Origin of the sequence: Arthrobacter antibioticus, from assembly GCF_030063205.1 — a bacterium.
Classification (GTDB): domain Bacteria; phylum Actinomycetota; class Actinomycetes; order Actinomycetales; family Micrococcaceae; genus Specibacter.
Genome location: NZ_JASISQ010000013.1, coordinates 1 through 21,939 on the forward strand (window position 1 = coordinate 1; position 21,939 = coordinate 21,939).

Here is a 21,939-nt window from a genome sequence, read left to right on the forward strand (position 1 = left end):
CCCTCCGTCTTCGCCGCCGGAACAGACCGACTCATCCCCGCCGAAATAGCCCACTGCCTCCAACACGGAGACCACTGGGACAACGGCAAACTCCTCGACGCCAACAACCAAGAAATACCCATCACCGCCAGCATTCCCATCACCCCCACCACCCCCTGACACCTCCAACAAAAAACCGACAGTGGCCACCCCACAAAAACCGGGTGGCCGCCGTCGGCGATCTGTGTAACGTGCTCATAGGTGGTGAGGAGCTCAACAGCTCCTCACCACCTATGCTCAGCCTCGACCAATAAAAGGCATACCTGCGGCTGTAACTACCAAGTGGCCAATATTGGTGCTGGCGGGCAGGCTCGCCATGAACAGCACGGTGCGGGCGGCTTCCTGAACTGGGAACATCGGTTCCACCATCAGTGTGCCGTTGGCTTGCAGGGCACCGGTTGCTACGTCCAGGGTGGCCATGATGTCAGTGGCGGTATTCCCAATATCTATTTGTCCGGCGCTAATACCGAAAGCTCGTCCGTCCAACTCGATCGACTTAGTCAAGCCGCTGATGGCGTGTTTGCTCACGGTGTAGGCAACCGAGCGCGGGCGCGGTGAATGGGCGGAGATTGAGCCGTTGTTGATGATCCGCCCACCTTGCGGTTGCTGGGTTTTCATCGTCCGGATGGCTGCCGCGGCGCAGAGCATGGCACCGGTAAGGTTCACCACCATAGTGGCGTTCCAGTCGCTGAGGGAGATTTCATCCACAGACCCGGCGGGACCAAAAATGCCAGCATTGTTGAACAATACGTCAACCCGCCGGAATCGTTCCACTGTCTGGGCGAACAAGGCCTCCACCTGATCTGGGTCGCACACATCTGTTTGAACAACCAGCGCTTGTGGATGGCTACCCGCAGCGGATGCCAGTTCGGGTTCACGCCGGCCGGCCAAGACCACACGAAAGCCGGCAGCAAGACCTGCTTGGGCAACTGCTCGGCCAATACCGGAGCCTGCGCCGGTGACCACCAGCACCTTGGCATCACTTCCGTTCCAGGCACCTGCATAGTGAGTGCTGGCGTTCTGGGTGCTTTCATCCTGGGTATCGCTGGCTGGTACCGGTAGTTCGTCTTCGCTGTTCATGCCTGCTCCTTACTGGGGCCTGATATTGGAGAGAATTATAGGATTCGCCTCACTACCCGTCAAACCTCAGGCCACAAAGACGTCCCGAAATGGTGCGTCTTGCATCTCTGATCTGAGCGCAGTAATCTCAACATACAAGATTTTGTTTTCATATAGTGATAATTACATAATGGGGCACTTGACCAGTCCGCCCCACGTCCCGGCCACGTTCGACGAAGAACGAATGGCGGGCCAGACTCCGGCGCCTCTCCATCGCGGGGGTGTACGAACACAACGTGGAAAGAGGTACCAATGCTCCATCCCGAGAACAACTCCCATATCCTTAGCGGGTTGACTAATCAGCTCCCTGATCGTGATCCGGAAGAGACTGCTGAATGGCTTGAGTCTTTGGATTCGTTGATTCAGGAGCGTGGCACTGAGCGTGCCCAGTACATTATGCGTAGTTTGCTCCAGCGTGCTGGTGCGCAGAGTGTTGGTGTGCCGATGGTGACTACGACTGATTATGTTAATACGATTCCTGCTGATCAGGAGCCTGTTTTTCCTGGTAATGAGGAGATCGAGCGTAAATATCGTGCGTGGTTGCGGTGGAATGCTGCTGTGATGGTGCATCGTGCGCAGGCTCCTGAGATTGGTGTGGGCGGGCATATTTCCACTTATGCTGGTGCTGCGACGTTGTACGAGGTGGGTTTCAATCACTTCTTCCGTGGCAAGGATCACGCTGGTGGTGGAGACCAGATTTTCTTCCAGGGTCATGCCTCGCCTGGTATGTACGCTCGTGCTTTCCTTGAGGGGCGTTTGAGCGAGGAAGACATGGATGGTTTCCGTCAGGAGAAATCCAAGGAAGGCCATGCACTGTCGTCTTACCCCCACCCACGGTTAATGCCGGAGTTCTGGGAATTCCCTACGGTCTCGATGGGTATCGGGCCGATGCACGCTATTTATCAGGCGCAATCGAACCGGTATTTACATAACCGTGGCATTAAAGACACCTCTGAGCAGCAGGTCTGGGCGTTTTTAGGTGATGGTGAAATGGACGAGCCTGAATCGCGTGGGCTGCTGCAACTGGCCGCTAATGACAAGTTGGATAACTTAACGTTTGTTATTAACTGCAACTTACAGCGCTTGGACGGTCCGGTTCGTGGAAACGGGAAGATCGTTCAAGAACTCGAAGCGTTCTTCCGTGGTGCTGGCTGGAACGTGATCAAGGTTTTGTGGGGTCGTGAGTGGGATGACCTCCTTGCCCGTGATGAAGATGGTTCCTTGGTCAAGGTCATGAATGACACTGTTGATGGTGACTACCAAACGTACAAGGCAGAATCTGGCGGGTTCGTTCGGGAGCATTTCTTCGGGCAAACACCCCAGACTAAAGAACTCGCCGCGCATCTTTCTGATGACGAGGTTTGGAACCTCAAGCGTGGCGGCCATGATTACCACAAGGTCTACGCCGCGTATAAAGCTGCAAGCGAGTTCAAGGGCAAGCCCACCGTGATCCTGGCCCACACCGTGAAGGGTTACGGACTCGGGACACACTTCGAGGCACGTAACTCCACGCACCAGATGAAGAAGCTCACGCTCTCGGACTTGAAAGATTTCCGTACTCACCTGCGTCTGCCGATCTCTGATGAAGTCCTTGAAGCGGACCCGTACCGTCCCCCGTATTACCATCCCGGGATGGATACCCCGGAAATTCAGTACATGATGGAACGCCGCCGGGCCCTGGGCGGGTTCGTGCCCGAGCGCCGCTCTGAACACACCGCGTTAGAACTCCCCGGGGATAAAACCTACGAAGTCGCTAATCGTGGCTCGGGTAAGCAACATGCCGCGACCACGATGGCGTTCGTGCGTTTACTTAAAGACCTCATGCGCGATAAGGGTATTGGTCAGCGTATTGTCCCGATCATCCCGGATGAAGCACGGACCTTCGGTATCGATGCGTTCTTCCCGACCGCGAAGATCTACAACCCCAACGGGCAGAACTACCTCTCCGTGGACCGTGATCTGGTCTTAGCGTATAAAGAGTCCATTTCCGGGCAGATCGTTCATGCCGGTATTAACGAAGCAGGCTCCGTCGCGGCGTTTACCGCCGCCGGTACCGCGTACGCCACCCACGGGGAACCATTGATCCCGGTCTACGTGTTTTACTCCATGTTTGGTTTCCAACGCACCGGGGATCAGTTCTGGGCTGCCGGGGATCAAATGACGCGCGGGTTCATTATTGGTGCCACCGCCGGGCGGACTACCCTCACCGGTGAAGGCCTCCAACACGCTGATGGGCACTCCCCCCTCCTGGCCTCTACCAATACGGCAGTGATCACCTACGATCCCGCCTACGGGTATGAGATCGGGGTGATTATCCGCACCGGTCTAGAGCGGATGTACGGTAAAGACTCCACGGATCCTAACGTAATGTACTACATCACTGTTTATAACGAGCCGATCATTCAACCTAAAGCACCCGAAGATATCGATGTTGAAGGGATCACCCGCGGGATCTATCTGCTCAAGAAAAGCGAGCATGACGGGCCCCGTACCCAGCTCCTGGCTTCAGGAGTCTCCGTGCCCTGGGCCCTAGAAGCACAGCAAATCCTTGCCGATGAATGGGGGGTCGCAGCCGATGTCTGGTCAGTAACATCCTGGACCGAGCTCCGTCGCGATGGCCTCGCGGCTGAAGAAGACGCGTTCCTACACCCGGAAAAAGACCCACGCACCCCGTACATCACAGCGAAAATGGCTGACGCGCACGGACCCATCATCGCCGTGAGTGACTTCATGAAAGCAGTCCCGGATCAAATCCGTCAATTCCTGCCTAATGACTTCGCGACCCTCGGCGCAGACGGCTTCGGTTTCTCCGATACCCGCGCAGCAGCACGACGCTACTTCAAAATCGACTCTCACTCCATAGTGGTACGCACCCTGCAAATGCTCGCTAAAAACGGTGACATCGACACCAACACACCACAACAAGCAGCCCAAAAATACGACCTCCTCAACATCAACGCAGGAACCACCGGCAACACCGGCGGCGACAGCTAACCAACAAGAGTAAGAAAATAGCTAAGGGACGCCATCAGAAGATGACGTCCCTTAGCTATTTCGTGTTCTTGGCTGTTGTATCAGCGCAGCCCCGGAGGGCGTGGCGACCCCCGAGGCTCAGCCCTCCCGTTGAGGTTGGAGCTAATGACGCCCCTTCATCCCCTCCGCGGTGTCATTAGCTCCAACCTCAACGGGGTGCGAACGGCATCCTCGAACCCGCCCATCCGGCTAAGTGCGCTAGTTGCGGTTGAGTTCCTTGGAGATGACCAACGCTGCTTGCTGCAGCATCGGGATTGCACGATTGGCAAAGAGTTCATCGACGCGCTGCACCGGTCCGGAAACGGAAATCGCCGTCGGGGTGGGAGCATCGGGGACAGCCATGGCAAAGCAACGAACACCGATCTCTTGCTCTTCCTCATCGATGGCATAGCCGCGTTCCCTGATAACTTCCAAGTCTGCCAGCAGGGTCTCTATAGTCCCGTGACTCTTGATCGTTGGCGTGGGCATTCCCTTGCGATCAACAATGCTGCGCACAGTCTCATTGTCCAGCTGGGCCAACAACGCCTTGCCCACTCCGGTGTCATGAGTGTGCGCCCTACGTCCAACTTCCGTGAACATGCGCATGGAGTGCGGGGATGGGACCTGGGCTATGTAAATCACCATGTCGGTGTCAAGTACCGCCATATTGGCCGTTTCCCCTAGCTCACGCACCAGCGTATCCAGCTGAGGCATAGCCATGGCGCCAAGCTGCTTGGTGGCACCGTCTCCCAAGCGGATCAGTCTGGGCCCCAACGCGTAGCGGCGGCTGGGGAGCTGGCGAATGTAGCCAAGGGCAACCAATGTGCGTAGCAGCCTGTGAATGGTGGGCAAGGGCAGCTCAGTGGATGCGGATAGTTCGCTGAGCGTGACGTTGCCACCGGCATCGGTGATGAGTTCGAGCAGTTCGAAAATGCGCTCTACGGACTGCACTCCACCGCTTGCTTTTGCTGCCATGGTCTGTCTCCTACATAGTCCTACGACACCAATAAATCCACATGGTGGCATGTATATTCCAAATACCCAACATACCTCACTCTGCATCCCGTCGTAGAAATATCCTACAGAGCTTGAAATTCCACCAGATAGATAATAATATCCATTATACGAAAACAATCGTAAGTGTCGACTCGCCCATACGGGCCCAATCTCAAGGAATCTCAATGGCGAATCCTAGCCCCGGCAACTCCATCACCCTTCGCGTGACTGCTCCTTCAAATTTCACCGTCACCAGCGAACTCGCTGCTGCAGCCGCTTCGGCCGGTGCCGCCGTCACAGCGTTGGACATTGTTGAATCCCAGCACGAGAGCGTCGTTGTAGACATCACCGCAAACACCACAGACGACGCCCACGCAGACCGTATCAAGGACGCCCTCGAGGCCCTTGACGGCGTTCACGTGATGCACGTTTCAGACCGCACGTTCCTGATGCACCTGGGCGGCAAGCTCGAGGTCAACTCCAAATTCGTCATTCGCAACCGCGATGACCTATCACGGGCCTACACTCCCGGCGTCGCCCGTGTCTGCATGGCTATCCACGAGGATCCTGCCGCGGCCCGCAACCTCACCATCAAGCGCAACACCATCGCAGTTGTCACCGACGGCACCGCCGTTCTGGGCCTGGGCGACATTGGTCCGGCTGCCGCACTCCCCGTCATGGAGGGTAAAGCAGCACTGTTCAAGCAGTTCGCCAACGTCGATGCCTGGCCGGTTTGCCTTGACACCAAGGACACAGAAGAGATCATCATGATCGTCAAGGCCATGGCTCCGGTATACGGGGGCATCAACCTTGAAGACATCGCCGCTCCTCGCTGCTTTGAAATTGAGCGTCGCCTCAAGGAAGAACTGGACATTCCGGTCTTCCACGACGATCAGCACGGAACAGCCATTGTTACCCTCGCAGCCCTAACCAACGCCTTGAAGGTTGTTGAAAAGAAAATCGAAGACGTCAAGATTGTGGTGGCGGGTGTTGGCGCTGCTGGCAACGCCATCATCCAGTTGCTTCTGGCACAGGGCGCCAACAACATTGTGGCCTGCGGCCGCAATGGCGCAGTCAACCGCGACGAGACCTACACGGATGCCCACCGCACCTGGCTGGCCAACAACACCAACCCGGAGAACTTCAACGGCATACTCCACGACGCCGTGGTTGGAGCCGATGTCTTCATCGGAGTCAGCGGGCCCAATGTCCTGGGCGAGGAACAGGTTGCCGCCATGGCACCGAAGGCAATCGTCTTCGCCATGGCAAACCCCACTCCAGAAGTTGACCCGGTCATTGCCTCCAAGTACGCCGCAGTGGTGGCCACCGGACGCAGCGACTTCCCAAACCAGATCAACAACGTTTTGGCTTTCCCGGGCTTCTTCCGCGGGTTGCTGGATGCGGGCGTTTCCGACATCACAGATGAGATGCTGGTAGCAGCTGCTACCGCCATCGCTGAGCGCGTCGATGAATCCGAACTCAATGCAAGCTTTATCATTCCCAGTGTCTTCGACCCGCATGTGGCCGGCGACGTTGCAGCAGCCGTGGCTTCCGCAGCAGCTTCAACACTTTCCGAAAGGACCAACGCATGAGCAACCAGTCAGTAACAGTCACCGATCCAACACCGATCCCGCGCGCCGAAGAGATCCTCACCCCTGAGGCCTTGGCTTTTGTGGCCGAGCTCAACCGCCGTTTCAACCCTGTTCGTCAGGAACTGCTGGCTGCCCGCGGCACCAAGCGCGAAGCTGTTGCCGAAACCGGCAAGTTGGATTTTTTGCCGGAGACCAAATCAATCCGCGAAGGCGACTGGAAGGTTGCCCCCGCACCTGCCGCCTTGGAGGACCGTCGCGTAGAAATGACCGGCCCCGCTTCACCGGCAAAGATGGCCATCAATGCGCTGAACTCCGGCGCCAAAGTATGGCTGGCAGATCTTGAAGATGCCTCCACCCCGCTCTGGTCCAATGTGGTTGACGCCGTATTGAACCTCAAGGACGCCGCTGAAGGCACCCTTGCTTACACCTCGCCCGAAGGCAAGGAGTACAGTTTGCGCACCGATGCTCCGCTGGCAGTGGTTGTTGCCCGCCCCCGCGGCTTGCACCTGAGCGAAAGCCACATTCTGGTCGACGGCGAGCAGTCATCAGGTGCGTTGGCAGACTTTGGTCTTCTGTTCTTCCACACGGCTAAAACACTTATTGCCAACGGGCAGGGGCCTTACTATTACCTGCCGAAACTGGAAACGTACCGTGAAGCACGGCTTTGGAATGACGTCTTCGTGTTTGCCCAGGATTACCTGGCCATCCCCCAGGGCACCATCCGCGCCACTGTGCTGATTGAAACCATCCCGGCCGCCTTTGAGATGGATGAAATCCTTTACGAATTGCGCAATCACGCCTCGGGCTTGAACGCCGGGCGCTGGGACTACTTGTTCTCCATCATCAAGTACTTCCGTGACGCCGGTGAAGCCTTCACCTTGCCGGACCGCGCTCAGGTCGCAATGACGGCTCCGTTCATGCGCGCCTACACCGAACTGCTGGTAAAAACCTGCCACGCTCGCGGCGCGTTTGCCATGGGCGGCATGGCCGCTGTGATCCCCAATCGCCGCGAGCCGGAAGTGACGGCAGCAGCGTTTGAAAAGGTTCGTAATGACAAAACCCGCGAAGCCAATGACGGTTTTGATGGTTCATGGGTGGCCCACCCGGATCTGGTTCCTGTTTGCCAGGAAGTCTTTGACGCGGTTCTTGGTGACCGCCCGAACCAGTTGGACAAGCTCCGTCCCGAGGTCAATGTCACGGCAGACCAGCTCTTGGACATCTCTTCTGCCCAGGGCGAGGCAACTGAAGCAGGCTTACGGCTTAACCTTTATGTGGCTGTTGCCTACACAGCAGTCTGGATTTCAGGTAACGGTGCAGTAGCCATCCACAACCTCATGGAAGATGCCGCCACTGCCGAAATCTCCCGTTCACAGGTTTGGCAGCAGATCCGCAACAAAACCAAGCTTGCGGACTCCGGCAACGTTGTCACCCGTGAGCTCGTCACCGGCATCCTTTCCGAAGAGACGGAAAAGCTGCGCGGTGAAGTGGGCGAGGAAACGTTCCAGAAGTACTACAAGGACGCCAGCGCACTAATCAGTGATATTTGCCTCTCCGAGGATTACACCGACTTCCTTACCATTCCCGCCTACGAACTGGTGGGCTAAGAATGGCCGCGAAACCCTCACTGAATGCGGCAGATTTGGCGCATATTGAATCAGAGTGTGCAGCAACGGATCAGCTTCTTGAAAAGAACTACCCAGGAGATGACGGCACCCGCCAGCCGGTCCACACGGTCTACGTACCAGCAGATAAGTTCACTCCCACGTTTGCCGCAGATTGGGGCGCACAAGGTTTAGCCGCCATTGACGCTTACGGTGGACTGGAAAAGCTCGGCGCACTGCTGGGCCAGGACGCGGAGTTGGCAACAGCCATTGCAACTCGCGTAGCTAACAAGTTAGCCAGCGAGCCCATTGAAGACCTGCGTCTTGATTTCGAAGACGGCTTTGGTGATCGTGGTGACGAGGCAGAGGATGCTGCAGCAGTGGCAGCCGGTAAGGCTGTTAGTGCCGCAGTGGACGCCGGCACGGCACCTCCGTTCATTGGTATCCGCTTCAAATGCTTCGAAGCCCCCACGCGTGCCCGCGGCGTACGGACTCTGGATTTGTTCGTCTCAACACTGGCCACGGCCGGCGAACTGCCAGAGGGCCTGGTACTGACGCTCCCTAAAGTCACCACAGTGGATCAGGTCAAGGCCATGGACTTCGCGGTGAGCCGCCTAGAGGAAATCCACGGTTTGACCCCCGGACGCCTGCGCTTTGAGGTGCAGGTGGAAACCCCACAGCTCATTTTGGGTCCTGCCGGAAATTCTCCAGTGGCCCAACTGGCCCATGCTGTCCCCGGCCGCATCAGCGGTCTGCACTACGGCACCTACGACTACAGTGCCTCGCTGGAAATTTCCGCCGAGTACCAGTCAATGGAACACCCCGTTGCCGACCTGGCCAAAGAAATCATGCAGTTGGGAGTTGCCGGAACAGGTATCCGCCTCTCCGACGGCTCAACCAACATCATGCCAGTGGGCGACGGCGCCGAGTCGGCTTGGGCTTTGCACGGGCGCTTGGTGCGCCGCTCTTTGGAACGCGGCTATTACCAGGGCTGGGATTTGCATCCGGCCCAGCTGCCGAGCCGTTTCAGTGCAACGTATGCCTTCTACCGCCAGGGGCTGCCCAGAGCGGCCGTGCGGTTGCGCAACTACGTCCTGCAGACACCAGGCGCTGTCATGGATGAGCCGGCAACGGCCCGCGCCTTGGCGAACTTCATTTTGCGCGGTTTGGTGTGCGGTGCCTCCAACGCCGGTGAAGTGCTCTCGCTGACAACTCTTGACCAATCACAACTCACGGCGCTGGCTCACCCCCGGCTCGCCACAGTTTCTAGCTAAAGGACTCCCCTATGGGCAAGTATTACTCCCCCGAAGGCGGCCTACCGCCGCAAACACATCTCACCACCGAGCGTGCCATTGTCAAGGAGGCCTACACGGTCATCCCCAAGGGCGTCATGACAGACATTGTCACCAGCACCCTGCCGGGCTTCTCCAACACCCGCTCTTGGATCCTGGCCCGCCCGATCTCCGGTTTCGCCACCACTTTCTCTCAGTTGATCGTTGAGATTGGCGCCGGCGGTGGTGCCCCGCGCGCTGAGTTCGAGTCCGGCGTGGAAGGCGTCATCTTCGTCACCAAAGGCAAGGTCAACCTGACGTTGGAAGGTGAACTCCACCAGCTCGACGAGGGTGGTTACGCTTACCTCGCCGCCGGTGACGCCTGGGGTCTGGAGAATGTCTCCAACGACGTCGTGACTTTCCAGTGGATCCGCAAGGCCTACGAGCGCCTCGAAGGCTATGAGGCAAAGTCGTTTGTTACCAGTGACAGCGAAGTTGAGCCCACGGCCATGCCGGACACCGACGGCGCGTGGAAGACCAGCCGGTTTACGGATTCTTCCGACTTGGCGCATGACATGCAAGTGAATATTGTTACGTTCCAGCCAGGCGGGGTTATTCCGTTCCCGGAAACCCACGTCATGGAACACGGCATTTACGTGTTGGAGGGCAAAGCCATGTACCTGCTCAACAACGACTGGGTTGAGGTGGAAGCAGGAGACTTCATGTGGCTGCGTGCCTTCTGCCCGCAGGCTTGCTACGCCGGTGGCCCGGGCGAGTTCCGTTACCTGCTGTACAAGGACATGAACCGTCAGATCAAACTGACATAAGCACCACAGCGTGGCTTCGGCCCCCGGTTGCGTGATAAGCCCCCCGTTGACGGGGGGCTTATCACGCAACCGGGGGCTTTTTATGTCACGGCTCAGAAATGCGCCGACTTTCGCCGCAGGGCTGTGCGGTACCCGGACCAGAACGCGAGCAACATCAACCCCAGCGCCATGCTCGCCAGTCCAACTTTGGCCCGTGGCCCGATGAAGAAAAGAGCGTTCGATGAAACCATCTCATTCGATAGCGGCGCATACGCAAACCAGCCAAATTCGGCGCTTCCACTAGCCCCCATCGCCAACAGGATTCCGGTTATCACCGCCACCAGGGCTAGAACCGGCACTACGGTAGCTCTCATCCGTGAGCCCCATGAGCGCCCCTGACTGTCTTGTTCACCGGCAGAATTCATGCGCGCCAGACTAGCACGGCAACGATTATGGCGTGGAACACAACTAAGTCCTCCTGCCACCTTGACTACGGGAGAGACCTTCTCTAGACTTTTCATTAGGCAGAAACTAATTTCCACAATATGAGAACTCAGGAATCGTCGATTCCTTGGAAGGACCTAAAATGTCGTACACAGTGAACTGCTCCATCCTCCTGACGGAGCTTCCCCTGCTGGAACGCCCCGCAGCAGCGAAGGCCGCCGGTTTTGATGCAGTGGAATTTTGGTGGCCCTTTGACTCCTCCGTCCCGGCCGACGCCGACGTTGCAGCTTTTGAGCGCGCCATCACCGATGCTGGCGTGCAGCTGACTGGATTGAACTTCAACGCCGGGAACATGCCTGGCGGAGACCGTGGCTTGGTTTCCTGGAAGGGTCGCTGCTCCGAGTTCAAGGACAATATTGCTGTCGTGGCAGGTATTGGCGAACGCCTGGGGTGCAAGCACTTCAACGCCCTCTACGGCAACCGCCAAGAAGAATTCACTGCACAGGAGCAAGATGAACTTGGTGTGAAGAACCTGGTCGCAGCTGCCCAGGGGGTTGCTGCCATTGGAGGCACAGTACTCCTGGAACCAGTCTCAGGCACACCCGCTTACCCGTTGAAGACCGCCGCGGATGTCATGGGCATCATCGCCCGGACCGAAGCAGCAGGGGTAAACAACGTCAAGCTACTTGCAGATTTCTACCACCTCGCCGTCAACGGTGACGACGTCCCCGCCGTGATTGAAAACTACGCCAAGGACTTTGGCCACATTCAGATCGCCGACAACCCCGGCCGCGGCGCCCCCGGCACCGGCACTCTACCCTTGGGCGAATGGATCACCCGCAGCCGCGAACTTGGCTACAACGGCCCCATCGGCCTGGAATACAAGGCCGCTGCAGCAGATGCCTTCAGCTGGGCCATCCGCCAGCCGGCCAACTAAAACTCCTCCTCACATTTCACGCAAAGGACACATTATGAGCAACGTTGCAGTAATCGGACTCGGCATCATGGGCCTGCCCATGGCCGTCAACCTCATCAAAGCAGGCTACACAGTTGCAGGCTTCAACCGCAGCCAAGGCGCCATTGACAAGCTCGTCACAGCAGGGGGCCGCGGCGGAACTTCCATTGCCGACGTCGTCAAGGACGCCGATGTCATCGTCACCATGGTTCCTGACTCCCCGGATGTAGAAGGAGTAGTCAACGGTGAAGAGGGCGTCTTTGCCAACGCCCGCAAGGGTGCCATCTGGGTAGACGCCAGCTCCATCCGCCCGGACGTTTCCAAGCGTCTCTCCGAAGCAGCCGTAGCAGCTGGTATTCGTCCCTTGGACGCACCGGTTTCCGGCGGCGAGCAGGGTGCCATTGACGGCGTACTTTCCATCATGGTTGGCGGTGACGCCAAGGACTTCGCCGATGCCGCTGATGTTCTTAACGCCGTGGGCAAGACCATAGTCCACGTGGGTCCCTCCGGCTCAGGCCAGACAGTCAAGGCAGCTAACCAGCTGATCGTGGCCGTGAACATCCAGGCACTTGCCGAAGCTATTGCTTTCCTTGAGGCCTACGGAGTGGACACCAACGCCGCCCTTAAGGTTCTTGGCGGCGGTCTGGCCGGCTCCAAGGTCTTGGAGCAGAAGGGCCAGAAGATGCTTGATCGCAACTTCGATCCCGGCTTCCGTCTGGCCCTGCACAATAAGGACCTCGGCATTGTCACAGCAGCAGCCCGTGAAGCCGGCATCTCGGTTCCCTTGGGTGGCGCTGTTGCCCAGCTGGTCACCGCCATCGTTGCCCAGGGCGACGGCGGCTTGGACCACTCGGCCCTGTTCAAGCAGGTCCTGGCTTCCTCCGGAAACAAGTAAAAAAACTACTCCGGGGTTCGCCCTCAATCTTCCCGCCGTCGAATGATCTTCGAGACGTTCGACGGCGGGAATCCCACCTTAGAAACACCACCGCCGCACCGTTCTACTTTGCCCATACCGGGCAACCACAAATTTTTAAAGGAGCAACACCATGGCTAAGATGCGCAGCGTTGACGCAGCCGTTTTGATTTTGGAAAAAGAAGGCGCCACGGAGATCTTCGGTCTCCCCGGAGCAGCCATCAACCCGTTCTACTCAGCCATGCGTGAGCATGGCGGCTTAAACCACACCCTGGCCCGCCACATGGAAGGTGCCTCACACATGGCGGACGGTTACTCACGTGCCGCCGAAGGCAACATTGGCGTTTGCACCGGTACCTCCGGCCCCGCAGGTACTGACATGATCACAGGATTGTACGCAGCCCAGGCTGATTCCATCCCGATGCTGTGCATCACCGGCCAGGCCCCCGTTGCCAAGTTGCACAAGGAAGATTTCCAGGCTGTGGACATCGAGTCCATCGCGGCTCCCTTGACTAAACTTTCCATGACCGTCAAGGAGCCTGGCCAGGTTCCCGGCGCTTTCCAGAAGGCGTTCTACCTGATGCGTTCAGGGCGTCCCGGCCCGGTTCTGTTGGACCTGCCCATCGACGTGCAGATGGCAGAGATCGAATTCGACATCGACGCTTACGAGCCGTTGGTTCCGAACAAGCCCGCCGCGACACGCAAGCAGGCTGAAAAGGCACTAGATATCTTGCTCGCTGGCGAGAAGCCGCTTATCGTTGCTGGTGGCGGCATCATCAACGCCAACGCCTCAGCACAGCTGGTGGAGCTGGCCGAACTTCTGAACATCCCGGTCATCTCCACACTCATGGGCTGGGGCACCATCGCCGATGACCACCCACTGAGCGCCGGCATGGTTGGCCTGCAGACTTCGCACCGCTACGGCAACGCCACGTTCCTGGAATCAGATACCGTCATCGGCATCGGCAACCGCTGGGCCAACCGCCACACTGGCGGCCTTGACACCTACCGCGGAAACCGCAAGTTTGTGCACGTGGACATTGAGCCCACCCAGATCGGCCGCGTATTCGCACCGGATCTGGGCATCGTTTCCGACGCCGGAGCAGCCTTGGAGATACTCCTGGAAGTTGCTCGTGAGCGCAAGGCCGATTTCGGTGTACCGGACTACGGCACCTGGTCAAAGGACTGCCAGGCTCGCAAGGGTTCACTGCAGCGCAAGACTCACTTCGATAACGTGCCCATGAAGCCACAGCGCGTCTACGAAGAAATGAATGCCGCGTTTGGTCCGGACACCACCTACGTTTCCACCATTGGTCTCTCGCAGATCGCCGGCGCCCAGATGCTGCACGTCTTTGGACCCCGCCAGTGGATCAACGCCGGACAGGCCGGCCCCTTGGGCTGGACCCTGCCGGCAGCCTTGGGCGTTGTCCGCGGCAAGCCGGGCCAGACCGTTGTTGCCCTGTCCGGCGACTACGACTTCCAGTTCATGATTGAAGAGCTGGCCGTGGGCGCACAGTTCAACCTCCCCTACATCCACGTGGTTGTGAACAACTCCTACCTGGGCTTGATTCGTCAGTCCCAGCGCGGCTTCAAGATGGATTACCACGTGTCCCTGGCGTTCGATAACATCAACTCACCGGAGACCAACGGCTACGGTGTTGACCACCTCAAGGTTGCCGAAGGCTTGGGCTGCAAGGCCATCCGTGTAGAGCGCCCCGAGGATATGGCTGCCGCGTTCGCCGAGGCAAAGCGTCTCATGGAGGAGTTCAAGGTTCCTGTGGTTGTTGAGGCCATCCTGGAGCGTGTCACCAACATTTCCATGGGCACCGAACTGGACAATGTCAATGAAATCGAAGACATCGCCCAGTACGCAGCTGACGCCCCCACCGCCATCTTGGCCCTGCAGGACTAGGGACGAACCATGCGCATCATCCTCGCCCCCGACAAGTTCAAGGGTTCCCTTTCAGCCCCGGAGGTTGCCAAGTATTTGGCGGCCGGCCTGCGCAGCGCGCACGCCGGGCTGGAGATTGATCTCATGCCCGTAGCCGACGGCGGCGAGGGTACCATCGACGCCGTGGTTGTCTCCGGCTTTACCCGGGTCAGCGCTCTGGTGCAAGGGCCCACGGGCCAACCGGTCACGGCCGACTACGCCGTTGACGGCAAAGTGGCTGTGATTGAAATGGCGGCAGCTTCCGGGCTCGCTGTTTTGCACAATGGCCAACTCTCCCCGTTGGCCGCAACTACCTATGGCACCGGCCAGTTGGTCTCCTCCGCCATGGATCATGGCTGTACGGAGATTGTGCTCGGTGTCGGTGGAAGCGCGTCAACTGACGGCGGCTCAGGGATGCTTGCGGCGCTGGGAGCAACATTTAAGGACGCCGCCGGGCAGCATTTGCCGCCCGGCGGCGGGGCCCTGTCCCAGGTCACCAACATTGATCTCACCGGACTTGACCCACGCATGGGAGCCGTTACTTTCACATTAGCCAGCGACGTGGACAACCCACTGCTGGGACCAGACGGTGCGGCAACAATTTTTGGTCCGCAAAAGGGAGCCACCACCGCCCATGTGGAACATTTGGAAAAGTCCTTAGAGCGCTACTTCCGTATCATGGCCAATGCCCTTGGCACAGCGGCTGTAGACGCCATCGACGCACCCGGCTCAGGTGCAGCTGGTGGCACTGGCTACGCCGCACTTGCGGTACTCTGCGCCAAACGCCGCCCTGGCATAGAGGTGATTCTGGGTTTGACCGGATTAGCCGAAAAAATGGGCAGCGCCGATCTTGTCATTACAGGCGAGGGTAGCCTTGATGAACAAAGCCTCTTTGGCAAGGCGCCCATGGGCGTAGCAACCGCGGCCCGCGCCGCGGGCGTTCCCGTTGTTGCCGTGTGCGGGCGCACCACCTTGTCGCCGGAGATTTTGGCCAATGCCGGCTTTGCCCACAGCTACGCGCTGACGGACATTGAAGCCGACACGGACGTTTGCATGAAAAACGCAGGGGCCCTGCTGACTGAAATTGGTGCCTTGATTGGCACCCGACTTGCCCAAACAGGTAAGGAAGAGGAGAACTCGTATGTCTAATATTGCAGGAAGCGACACGAACGACGGCGGCTATGACCTCGTTATTCGCGGCAACCGGGTACTGACCACCGCCGGCATTGCCCCGCGTGAAGTGGGCGTCCGTGACGGTGTTGTCATTGCTTTGGAGCCGTTGGGGAACAACCTCCAGGGCAGGGAAGTCATTGAGCTAGCTGATGATGAAACGTTGATTCCCGGCTTGGTCGACAGCCATGTGCACGTCAATGAACCCGGACGCACCGACTGGGAAGGCTTTGCCTCAGCCACTCGTGCCGCCGCGGCAGGCGGGGTGACAACCATCATCGATATGCCCCTGAACTCCATTCCGGCCACCACCAACGTGGACGCCCTGGAACTCAAACGCAGCGTAGCGCAAGACCAGGCGTTTGTTGACGTTGGATTCTGGGGTGGCGCCATCCCCGGCAATATCTCAGACTTGCGCGGTTTGCACGACGACGGCGTGTTTGGTTTCAAGTGCTTCCTACTGCACTCTGGGGTGGATGAATTCCCGCCGCTGGATCCTGATGAGATGGAAGCGGACATGCGGGAGCTAACGGGGTACGACGCCCTTATGCTTGTCCATGCCGAAGACTCACGCACCATTGACCGTGCACCCACAGCCCAGGGCGATCAATACTCCAAGTTCCTGGCTTCGCGTCCGCGCGGCGCCGAGAACCTGGCCATTGCCGAGGTCATTGAACGTGCCCGCTGGACGGGCGCCAAGGCGCACATCTTGCACTTGAGCTCCTCAGATGCCTTGCCCATGATTGCCAGTGCCCGCCGCGACGGTGTGAAGCTGACCGTGGAAACGTGCCCGCATTACCTGACACTCATGGCAGAGGAAATCCCCGACGGGGGCACCGCTTATAAGTGCTGCCCGCCCATCCGGGAAGCCTCTAACCGGGAAAAGCTGTGGCAGGGACTGCGTGACGGCGTCATCGATTGCATCGTCTCAGACCACTCCCCCAGCACCCTGGATCTTAAGGACCTGGAAAACGGTGACTTTGCCGTGGCCTGGGGCGGAGTCTCCTCCCTCCAGTTGGGTCTGTCGCTGATCTGGACCGAGGCCCGCCAACGCGGTATTGAGTTGGAGCAGGTCATCCATTGGATGTCCACCGCTCCGGCGGAGCTTGTCCAACTGCACCGCAAGGGCAAACTGGCACCGGGATACGACGCCGACTTCTCCATTTTCGCCGCCGATGACGCGTTTGTGGTCGATGTGAAGAAGCTCAAGCACAAAAACCCCATCACCCCTTACGACGGGCGTGCGCTCTCCGGTGTTGTCAGGCGCACATTCCTGCGCGGTCATGAACTCGACGGCATCACCCCCACCGGCCGGCTGCTGCGCCGCGGCGAAATCACAGTGGAACGGACGGTAAATGACTGAGTCAGTGCTGCTGCCCGCTCTGGGCGAAAGCGTCACCGAAGGAACTGTTACCCGTTGGCTTAAAGTCGTGGGCGACACCGTCAGCATTGATGACCCGCTCGTGGAAGTCTCCACCGACAAAGTGGATACCGAAATTCCTTCACCGTTCGAAGGAATCCTGCAGAGCATCGTGGTGGCCGAGGACGAGGTTGCCGAAGTCGGATCCGTCCTTGCCATCATCGGCTCCGCGGATTCAACCCTGTCGACCGACTCCGGGACAGCACCGGCGGCTGAGCCAGTTGCAACCCCGGCGGCTGCGCCAGTTGCAACCCCGGCGGCGGGGCCCCCGGCGGACCGGGATTCCCTCGGCGGCTTTCCGGCCAATCGGCCGCGGACGGCCTCGGCCTCCCTGACGCCGCCTGCGGAAACCCAGGCTCCCCCGGCGTTGGCCGGATCAGCCACCTATGTCACTCCGCTGGTGCGCAAGCTGGCACGCCAGCACGGAGTTGACCTTGCCACGGTGAGCGGTACCGGCGTTGGTTCTCGCATTCGTCGCAGTGACGTTACAGCCGCTGCCGCTGCCGCTTCACCGCCTGAGCCAAGTGCCGCCGTCGTGCCTCCTGCGCCAACACAAGTACCTAAAAATGCACCAGTAGCTGGGGCTCCCGCGTCCGCAAATCTGCGTGGAACGGTAGTGAAGGCGCCACGGATTCGTTCTGTGATCGCCAAGCGCATGCGCGAATCCCTGGACACCTCCACGCAGCTCACACAGGTGCACGAGGTGGATGTCAGCGCCATTGTGCGATTGCGGGCGCGGGCAAAGGAGTCATTCGCTGCTGCCAATGGGGTGAATCTGACGTATTTGCCGTTCATTGCTCAGGCAGTGGCGGAGGCGCTGAAGGTTCATCCCATGCTCAACGCTTCCTTTGACGAGGCCGCTGGAAACATCACCTACCACGATGGTGAGCACCTCGCCTTCGCCGTGGATGCGCCTAAGGGTCTGCTGGTACCGGTGGTTCGCAACGCTGGAACGTTGAATTTGGCCGGTTTGGCAGCTGGTATTGCCGATGTTGCCGCCCGTACACGCGATGGTTCCATCACGGCCGATGAGCTCAGCGGTGGAACGTTCTCCATCACGAACATTGGTTCGGTGGGTGCACTCTTTGATACCCCCATCATCAACGCCCCGCAGGTGGGAATCTTAGGTGTTGGTGCCATTGTTAAACGTGCCGTGGTGGTCACGGGCCCGGACGGGGATGATCTTCTGGCTATCCGCCACATGATGTACCTGTGCCTGACCTACGACCACAGGCTCGTGGACGGGGCCGATGCGGGCCGCTTCCTTCAAACGGTCCGGATGCGTCTTGAGGGGGCCGCTTTCCAGGACGATCTGGGCTTGTAATACATTCGCCATGATCCAGAGATAAACCAGGGAGCCGCAGCGTTGAGCTGCGGCTCCCTGTTTGTATTTAGATTTTGTTTTCCTCGCACGTGCCGGGAGCTAGTCCCAGATGTTGTCCCCGCGCAGTGAAGCATCTGCTCCGCCATCGGTGTAGATGGTTTGTCCTGTTGTGTGGGTGTTTTCTTCGCTTGTCAGCCAGGCCAGCAGCTTGGAGATGACAATGGCTTCTGAATGGTAGTTCAGCGGCATGGGAACATGGGAGTCCACCATTGTCCGGCCTTCTTCAGTAGCGAGGAGCTGTTCCGTCATGGGCGAGATGACAGTCCCTGGTGCTACCGCGTTCAACGGAATGCCAGCCCCGGCCCAGGTGGGTGTGATGGATTCCCGCCGCACCCAGCGGCTCAGTGCCCGCTTACTCGAGGGATAGTTCAGGTAGCCGGCCTCCGGGCCCGAGGCAGCCAGCGTGGCGCCAATAGCCACCGCTTTTTCTTCATCACCGGCGAGCTGTGCTTCCACCAGTTCCGGGGAGTTGGGCTGCAAAGAAGCCATGGAACTGACGACGACGGCACGCGGGCTTGCGCTTTTTGCCAGGGCAGGTGCCAGGTGCTGAAGAAACTCCGTGACACCGAAAAAATTGACGCTTACTGTCAGCGGGATGGGTGCGGAGATCCCGGCGCAGGCAATGACGGCGTCGATTTTCCCGTCAGCTGCCGTGAGGGCCAACTCTGCGGCTTCTTTTCGTCCGGCCGCTGTGCTGAGATCTGCTTCAACATCGGCACCGCGGAGGTCAACTCCCACTACGCGGGCGCCACGTTCGCGCAGGAGATTGGTTGTTGCAAGTCCAATGCCTGAGCCGGCACCGGTGATGACGTAGGTACGTTGCTGCTGATTGTTGCTGGAGTTCTCTGTGGGGTTGGATGAAGCACTCATTGCGGGTCTCCTTGAAGTGTTTGAGGGGTAGGTGAAGGATCGCGTCCTTCGGTGGGGACTTTTGCTGTAATGCTCTTGGCCAGTTTCACTGTGGCAGATTCAAGTTTTTCCAACGAGACGAGTAGGTCATCTCGTTCTTGAGGGCTCCAGCCGTGTAATAGTTCTTCCACAAGCCCGTCACCGGCACGCACAAACGTGTCTGCAACACGTTGACCATCCGCGGTGAGTGCTACCAGGTGAGCACGTGCGTCACGAGGATCTGCAATCCGCGCGGACAATTTTGCCGCCGTCAGCCGGGCAACGATCTTGGAGATGTTTGATGCTCCCGTCACCATATGCCTGGCCAGCACCGATGGCCGTTGCGGGCCCTGATCGGAGAGGATGGTGATCATGGTGATTGCCCCGGGATCAAGGTCCACTCCTTCCCGCGCGACCACCGCTGTGAGGAAGTCCGGTGCCGACCATTCGCTGATGATCCGCGTCAGGGAGCTAATCAGCGCGGCTCGTTGGCCATCGCCACCGCCCACGGTTTGGCGCTCTTGAGCTTCGGAGAGCTTAGGCATTGGTGCCACCGTCAACCGGCAGTATGACACCGGTAACAAAGCTGGCTTCCTTGGAGAGCAGCCATGCCACGGCATTGGCAATTTCTTCCGAACGGCCCAGCCGGTTCATTGGAACTTCAGCAGCGTAGCCGGCCTTGGCATCCGCTGGCAGGGCCGCCAATGCTGCGGTTTCAATGGCTCCAGGGGCCACCGCATTGACACGGATTCCATGCGCTGCGTTCTCCAATGCCACGCTGCGGGTGAGGCTGACAACGCCATGCTTGGATGCGCCATAGGGAGTTAGTTTCGGCGTTGCTGAGATACCCGCAATTGAAGCCACATTAACTATGGCACCACCATTGTTTGCACGGAAGTGGGCAACTTCAGCCTGCATGGACAAGAAGGTCCCGCGCAAGGTGACGTTGATGGTGCGGTCCCAGTCATCGATGGTGACGTCTTGGATATCCTTGGGCATGGCGCCCAAGCCCGCGTTGTTGACCGCCAAGTCCAAGGAACCAAAGGTTTCAACGGCGAAAGTTACCAGTGCGCTAATGTCTTCGGATTTGCTGACATCGGCATGCTTGTAGGCGGCCCGTCCCCCAGCTGCAGTGATCAGGGCCACGGTTTCGCCACCGGCGGCGTCATTGACATCGGAAACAACCACCGCCGCACCTTCTGCGGCAAGCCGCTGGGCAATGGCGCGGCCAATTCCGGCTCCTGAGGCGGTGACGAGTGCGGTTTGCTGATCGAAGAGCATGATTTCTCCTTGGGGTTGGTATCCCGGCAAATTTTATGTCGTACAGACAGCATAACACTTTTACTGTCGTTGCGACACTAAATAGCAGTATTGCCAGCCGCCACGCGCTCCGATCCGGCAATGCGAGACACTAAGGTAGCGCCCGCATGCCGGACACGACGTTGACGTTGCATGCCGGTGTCATTACGCTGTTCCATACAGCAAAATAATTATTCCGTATAATGAAAACATTGGAGCAAAAATGTCAAAGCAACTCAGCGCCGCTCAAACAGCCCCTGGCTTCAGCCTTCCGAATGCCAACGGTAAAACCGTTTCACTAACCGACTACGCCGGGCGCCAGGTCATCGTTTACTTCTACCCGAAGGCCGCCACCCCCGGCTGCACCACCGAGGCTTGCGATTTCCGCGACAGCCTCACTGCACTTCAGGGCGCCGGAGTTGACGTTGTGGGCATCTCAACTGACCCGCAGGAAGCGTTAACCACTTTCGCCGAGGAGTTCAGCTTGAACTTCCCCCTCCTCTCTGACGCCAATCACGAGGTGGCTGAAGCCTGGGGAGCATGGGGTGAAAAGGTAATCAACGGCAACACCATGATCGGCACCTTGCGCTCCACGGTAGTGGTCAATGCCGATGGAACGGTGCGCAGTGCAGAATACAACGTCAACGCGGAGGGTCACGTAGCCCGCTTGCGCACGGAACTAGGACTCTAAGCCCACACCCTCGAGCAGCGCACCAGCGGCATTCTGCCGCGGTGTGCTGCTTTGCCATGCCTTGAACCCATACCTTCAAAGCAGCCCTCAAAACGGCCCTCAAAACCTGGGCCTCGGTTGCGCTGCACGAGCCCGGCACGGGCAGTGAAGACTTTCAGCCTCAGCCCTGGCCCCTACCGGCCACGGACCCGCCCACCTGCCTGCCCGCCTTGTTGCAGCAATGATTGTACGCAGCCACCCGCCAGTAAACAGGAGCTTCTTTGCCGCCAGCATTACACACAGTTGTTGTGATTGACATCTCGGCTGTGATGCGGTTCACTATTCATATGCTGAAATAACAGTTCCACGATACGAAACTATTTGTGTTGTTCGTATAGCCGACACCGTGGATGCCAGCAATGACCTAGAA

The 21,939-nt window shown here is 58.7% G+C and carries 18 protein-coding genes; 12 read left to right on the forward strand and 6 right to left on the reverse strand.

Translation table 11 applies throughout. The features are described from left to right. Positions 1 to 276: 276 nt before the first annotated feature. Complete coding sequence (locus QMG40_RS17125) at positions 277 to 1,119, reverse strand: SDR family oxidoreductase (protein WP_283532351.1); 843 nt, start codon at positions 1,117 to 1,119, stop codon at positions 277 to 279. 291 nt (positions 1,120 to 1,410) lie between these two features. Between QMG40_RS17125 and aceE the strand changes: the two genes are divergently transcribed. Further along, positions 1,411 to 4,152, forward strand: a complete 2,742-nt coding sequence (gene aceE / locus QMG40_RS17130) for a pyruvate dehydrogenase (acetyl-transferring), homodimeric type (RefSeq protein WP_283532353.1) — start codon at positions 1,411 to 1,413, stop codon at positions 4,150 to 4,152. A 237-nt stretch (positions 4,153 to 4,389) separates the two neighbouring features. On the opposite strand, the gene QMG40_RS17135 is transcribed toward aceE, so the two are convergent. After that, a complete protein-coding gene (locus QMG40_RS17135; protein WP_283532354.1) occupies positions 4,390 to 5,145 on the reverse strand; it encodes an IclR family transcriptional regulator in 756 nt (251 codons plus the stop codon). A gap of 206 nt (positions 5,146 to 5,351) precedes the next feature. Here QMG40_RS17135 and QMG40_RS17140 point away from each other — a divergent pair, with 206 nt between their 5' ends. The 4 genes from QMG40_RS17140 to QMG40_RS17155 are packed head-to-tail and all read left to right on the forward strand — an operon-like array spanning position 5,352 to position 10,457. Then, positions 5,352 to 6,758, forward strand: coding sequence for an NAD-dependent malic enzyme (locus QMG40_RS17140; protein WP_283532355.1), 1,407 nt, complete (start codon positions 5,352 to 5,354; stop codon positions 6,756 to 6,758). After that, positions 6,755 to 8,362, forward strand: a complete 1,608-nt coding sequence (aceB, locus tag QMG40_RS17145; RefSeq protein ID WP_283532356.1) for a malate synthase A — start codon at positions 6,755 to 6,757, stop codon at positions 8,360 to 8,362. Before QMG40_RS17140 ends, aceB begins: the two co-directional genes overlap by 4 nt. A 2-nt stretch (positions 8,363 to 8,364) precedes the next feature. Then, on the forward strand, positions 8,365 to 9,633 hold the full coding sequence (locus tag QMG40_RS17150) for a DUF6986 family protein (protein WP_283532357.1): 1,269 nt from the start codon (positions 8,365 to 8,367) through the stop codon (positions 9,631 to 9,633). An 11-nt stretch (positions 9,634 to 9,644) separates the two neighbouring features. Continuing rightward, a complete protein-coding gene (locus QMG40_RS17155) occupies positions 9,645 to 10,457 on the forward strand; it encodes a bifunctional allantoicase/(S)-ureidoglycine aminohydrolase (RefSeq protein ID WP_283532358.1) in 813 nt (270 codons plus the stop codon). A 92-nt stretch (positions 10,458 to 10,549) separates the two neighbouring features. Here the strand turns inward: QMG40_RS17155 and QMG40_RS17160 are convergent, their stop codons facing one another. Next, entirely contained in the window at positions 10,550 to 10,861 is a 312-nt protein-coding gene (locus QMG40_RS17160; RefSeq protein WP_283532359.1) for a hypothetical protein, read from the reverse strand. A 161-nt stretch (positions 10,862 to 11,022) separates the two neighbouring features. Between QMG40_RS17160 and QMG40_RS17165 the strand changes: the two genes are divergently transcribed. The 6 genes from QMG40_RS17165 (at position 11,023) to sucB (ending at position 18,592) form a co-directional block, all read left to right on the forward strand. Continuing rightward, positions 11,023 to 11,817 (forward strand): hydroxypyruvate isomerase family protein, encoded by a 795-nt coding sequence (locus tag QMG40_RS17165; RefSeq protein WP_283532360.1) that lies wholly within the window; start codon positions 11,023 to 11,025, stop codon positions 11,815 to 11,817. Positions 11,818 to 11,851: 34 nt separating this feature from the next. Continuing rightward, the gene (locus QMG40_RS17170) at positions 11,852 to 12,730 is read left to right on the forward strand and encodes a 2-hydroxy-3-oxopropionate reductase (protein WP_283532361.1); all 879 of its coding nucleotides are present in this window, start codon (positions 11,852 to 11,854) and stop codon (positions 12,728 to 12,730) included. Positions 12,731 to 12,881: 151 nt separating this feature from the next. Beyond that, positions 12,882 to 14,660 (forward strand): glyoxylate carboligase, encoded by a 1,779-nt coding sequence (gene gcl, locus QMG40_RS17175; RefSeq protein ID WP_283532362.1) that lies wholly within the window; start codon positions 12,882 to 12,884, stop codon positions 14,658 to 14,660. A 9-nt stretch (positions 14,661 to 14,669) separates the two neighbouring features. Beyond that, positions 14,670 to 15,827 carry a glycerate kinase gene (locus QMG40_RS17180; protein ID WP_283532363.1) on the forward strand — a complete coding sequence of 386 codons (1,158 nt, stop codon included), beginning with the start codon at positions 14,670 to 14,672 and terminating at the stop codon, positions 15,825 to 15,827. After that, on the forward strand, positions 15,820 to 17,211 hold the full coding sequence (gene allB, locus QMG40_RS17185; protein ID WP_283532364.1) for an allantoinase AllB: 1,392 nt from the start codon (positions 15,820 to 15,822) through the stop codon (positions 17,209 to 17,211). Before QMG40_RS17180 ends, allB begins: the two co-directional genes overlap by 8 nt. Beyond that, entirely contained in the window at positions 17,204 to 18,592 is a 1,389-nt protein-coding gene (sucB, locus tag QMG40_RS17190) for a 2-oxoglutarate dehydrogenase, E2 component, dihydrolipoamide succinyltransferase (protein WP_283532365.1), read from the forward strand. The genes allB and sucB overlap by 8 nt, the downstream gene beginning before the upstream one ends. Positions 18,593 to 18,691: 99 nt before the next feature. Here sucB and QMG40_RS17195 read toward each other — a convergent pair whose 3' ends face one another. The 3 genes from QMG40_RS17195 to QMG40_RS17205 are packed head-to-tail and all read right to left on the reverse strand — an operon-like array spanning position 18,692 to position 20,821. Further along, entirely contained in the window at positions 18,692 to 19,522 is an 831-nt protein-coding gene (locus tag QMG40_RS17195; protein ID WP_283532366.1) for an SDR family oxidoreductase, read from the reverse strand. Continuing rightward, a complete protein-coding gene (locus tag QMG40_RS17200) occupies positions 19,519 to 20,085 on the reverse strand; it encodes a MarR family winged helix-turn-helix transcriptional regulator (protein ID WP_283532367.1) in 567 nt (188 codons plus the stop codon). Before QMG40_RS17200 ends, QMG40_RS17195 begins: the two co-directional genes overlap by 4 nt. Then, positions 20,078 to 20,821 (reverse strand): SDR family NAD(P)-dependent oxidoreductase, encoded by a 744-nt coding sequence (locus QMG40_RS17205; RefSeq protein ID WP_283532368.1) that lies wholly within the window; start codon positions 20,819 to 20,821, stop codon positions 20,078 to 20,080. The genes QMG40_RS17200 and QMG40_RS17205 overlap by 8 nt, the downstream gene beginning before the upstream one ends. A 241-nt stretch (positions 20,822 to 21,062) precedes the next feature. On the opposite strand from QMG40_RS17205, the gene bcp reads away from it, so the two are divergent. Continuing rightward, positions 21,063 to 21,530 carry a thioredoxin-dependent thiol peroxidase gene (gene bcp / locus QMG40_RS17210; RefSeq protein ID WP_283532370.1) on the forward strand — a complete coding sequence of 156 codons (468 nt, stop codon included), beginning with the start codon at positions 21,063 to 21,065 and terminating at the stop codon, positions 21,528 to 21,530. Positions 21,531 to 21,939: the final 409 nt, after the last annotated feature.

Coding starts and splice junctions, on each gene's coding strand:
- QMG40_RS17125 (WP_283532351.1), bottom strand. CDS start 1,119: ATGAACAGCGAAGACGAACTACCGGTACCAGCCAGCGATACCCAGGAT.
- aceE (WP_283532353.1), top strand. CDS start 1,411: ATGCTCCATCCCGAGAACAACTCCCATATCCTTAGCGGGTTGACTAAT.
- QMG40_RS17135 (WP_283532354.1), bottom strand. CDS start 5,145: ATGGCAGCAAAAGCAAGCGGTGGAGTGCAGTCCGTAGAGCGCATTTTC.
- QMG40_RS17140 (WP_283532355.1), top strand. CDS start 5,352: ATGGCGAATCCTAGCCCCGGCAACTCCATCACCCTTCGCGTGACTGCT.
- aceB (WP_283532356.1), top strand. CDS start 6,755: ATGAGCAACCAGTCAGTAACAGTCACCGATCCAACACCGATCCCGCGC.
- QMG40_RS17150 (WP_283532357.1), top strand. CDS start 8,365: ATGGCCGCGAAACCCTCACTGAATGCGGCAGATTTGGCGCATATTGAA.
- QMG40_RS17155 (WP_283532358.1), top strand. CDS start 9,645: ATGGGCAAGTATTACTCCCCCGAAGGCGGCCTACCGCCGCAAACACAT.
- QMG40_RS17160 (WP_283532359.1), bottom strand. CDS start 10,861: ATGAATTCTGCCGGTGAACAAGACAGTCAGGGGCGCTCATGGGGCTCA.
- QMG40_RS17165 (WP_283532360.1), top strand. CDS start 11,023: ATGTCGTACACAGTGAACTGCTCCATCCTCCTGACGGAGCTTCCCCTG.
- QMG40_RS17170 (WP_283532361.1), top strand. CDS start 11,852: ATGAGCAACGTTGCAGTAATCGGACTCGGCATCATGGGCCTGCCCATG.
- gcl (WP_283532362.1), top strand. CDS start 12,882: ATGGCTAAGATGCGCAGCGTTGACGCAGCCGTTTTGATTTTGGAAAAA.
- QMG40_RS17180 (WP_283532363.1), top strand. CDS start 14,670: ATGCGCATCATCCTCGCCCCCGACAAGTTCAAGGGTTCCCTTTCAGCC.
- allB (WP_283532364.1), top strand. CDS start 15,820: ATGTCTAATATTGCAGGAAGCGACACGAACGACGGCGGCTATGACCTC.
- sucB (WP_283532365.1), top strand. CDS start 17,204: ATGACTGAGTCAGTGCTGCTGCCCGCTCTGGGCGAAAGCGTCACCGAA.
- QMG40_RS17195 (WP_283532366.1), bottom strand. CDS start 19,522: ATGAGTGCTTCATCCAACCCCACAGAGAACTCCAGCAACAATCAGCAG.
- QMG40_RS17200 (WP_283532367.1), bottom strand. CDS start 20,085: ATGCCTAAGCTCTCCGAAGCTCAAGAGCGCCAAACCGTGGGCGGTGGC.
- QMG40_RS17205 (WP_283532368.1), bottom strand. CDS start 20,821: ATGCTCTTCGATCAGCAAACCGCACTCGTCACCGCCTCAGGAGCCGGA.
- bcp (WP_283532370.1), top strand. CDS start 21,063: ATGTCAAAGCAACTCAGCGCCGCTCAAACAGCCCCTGGCTTCAGCCTT.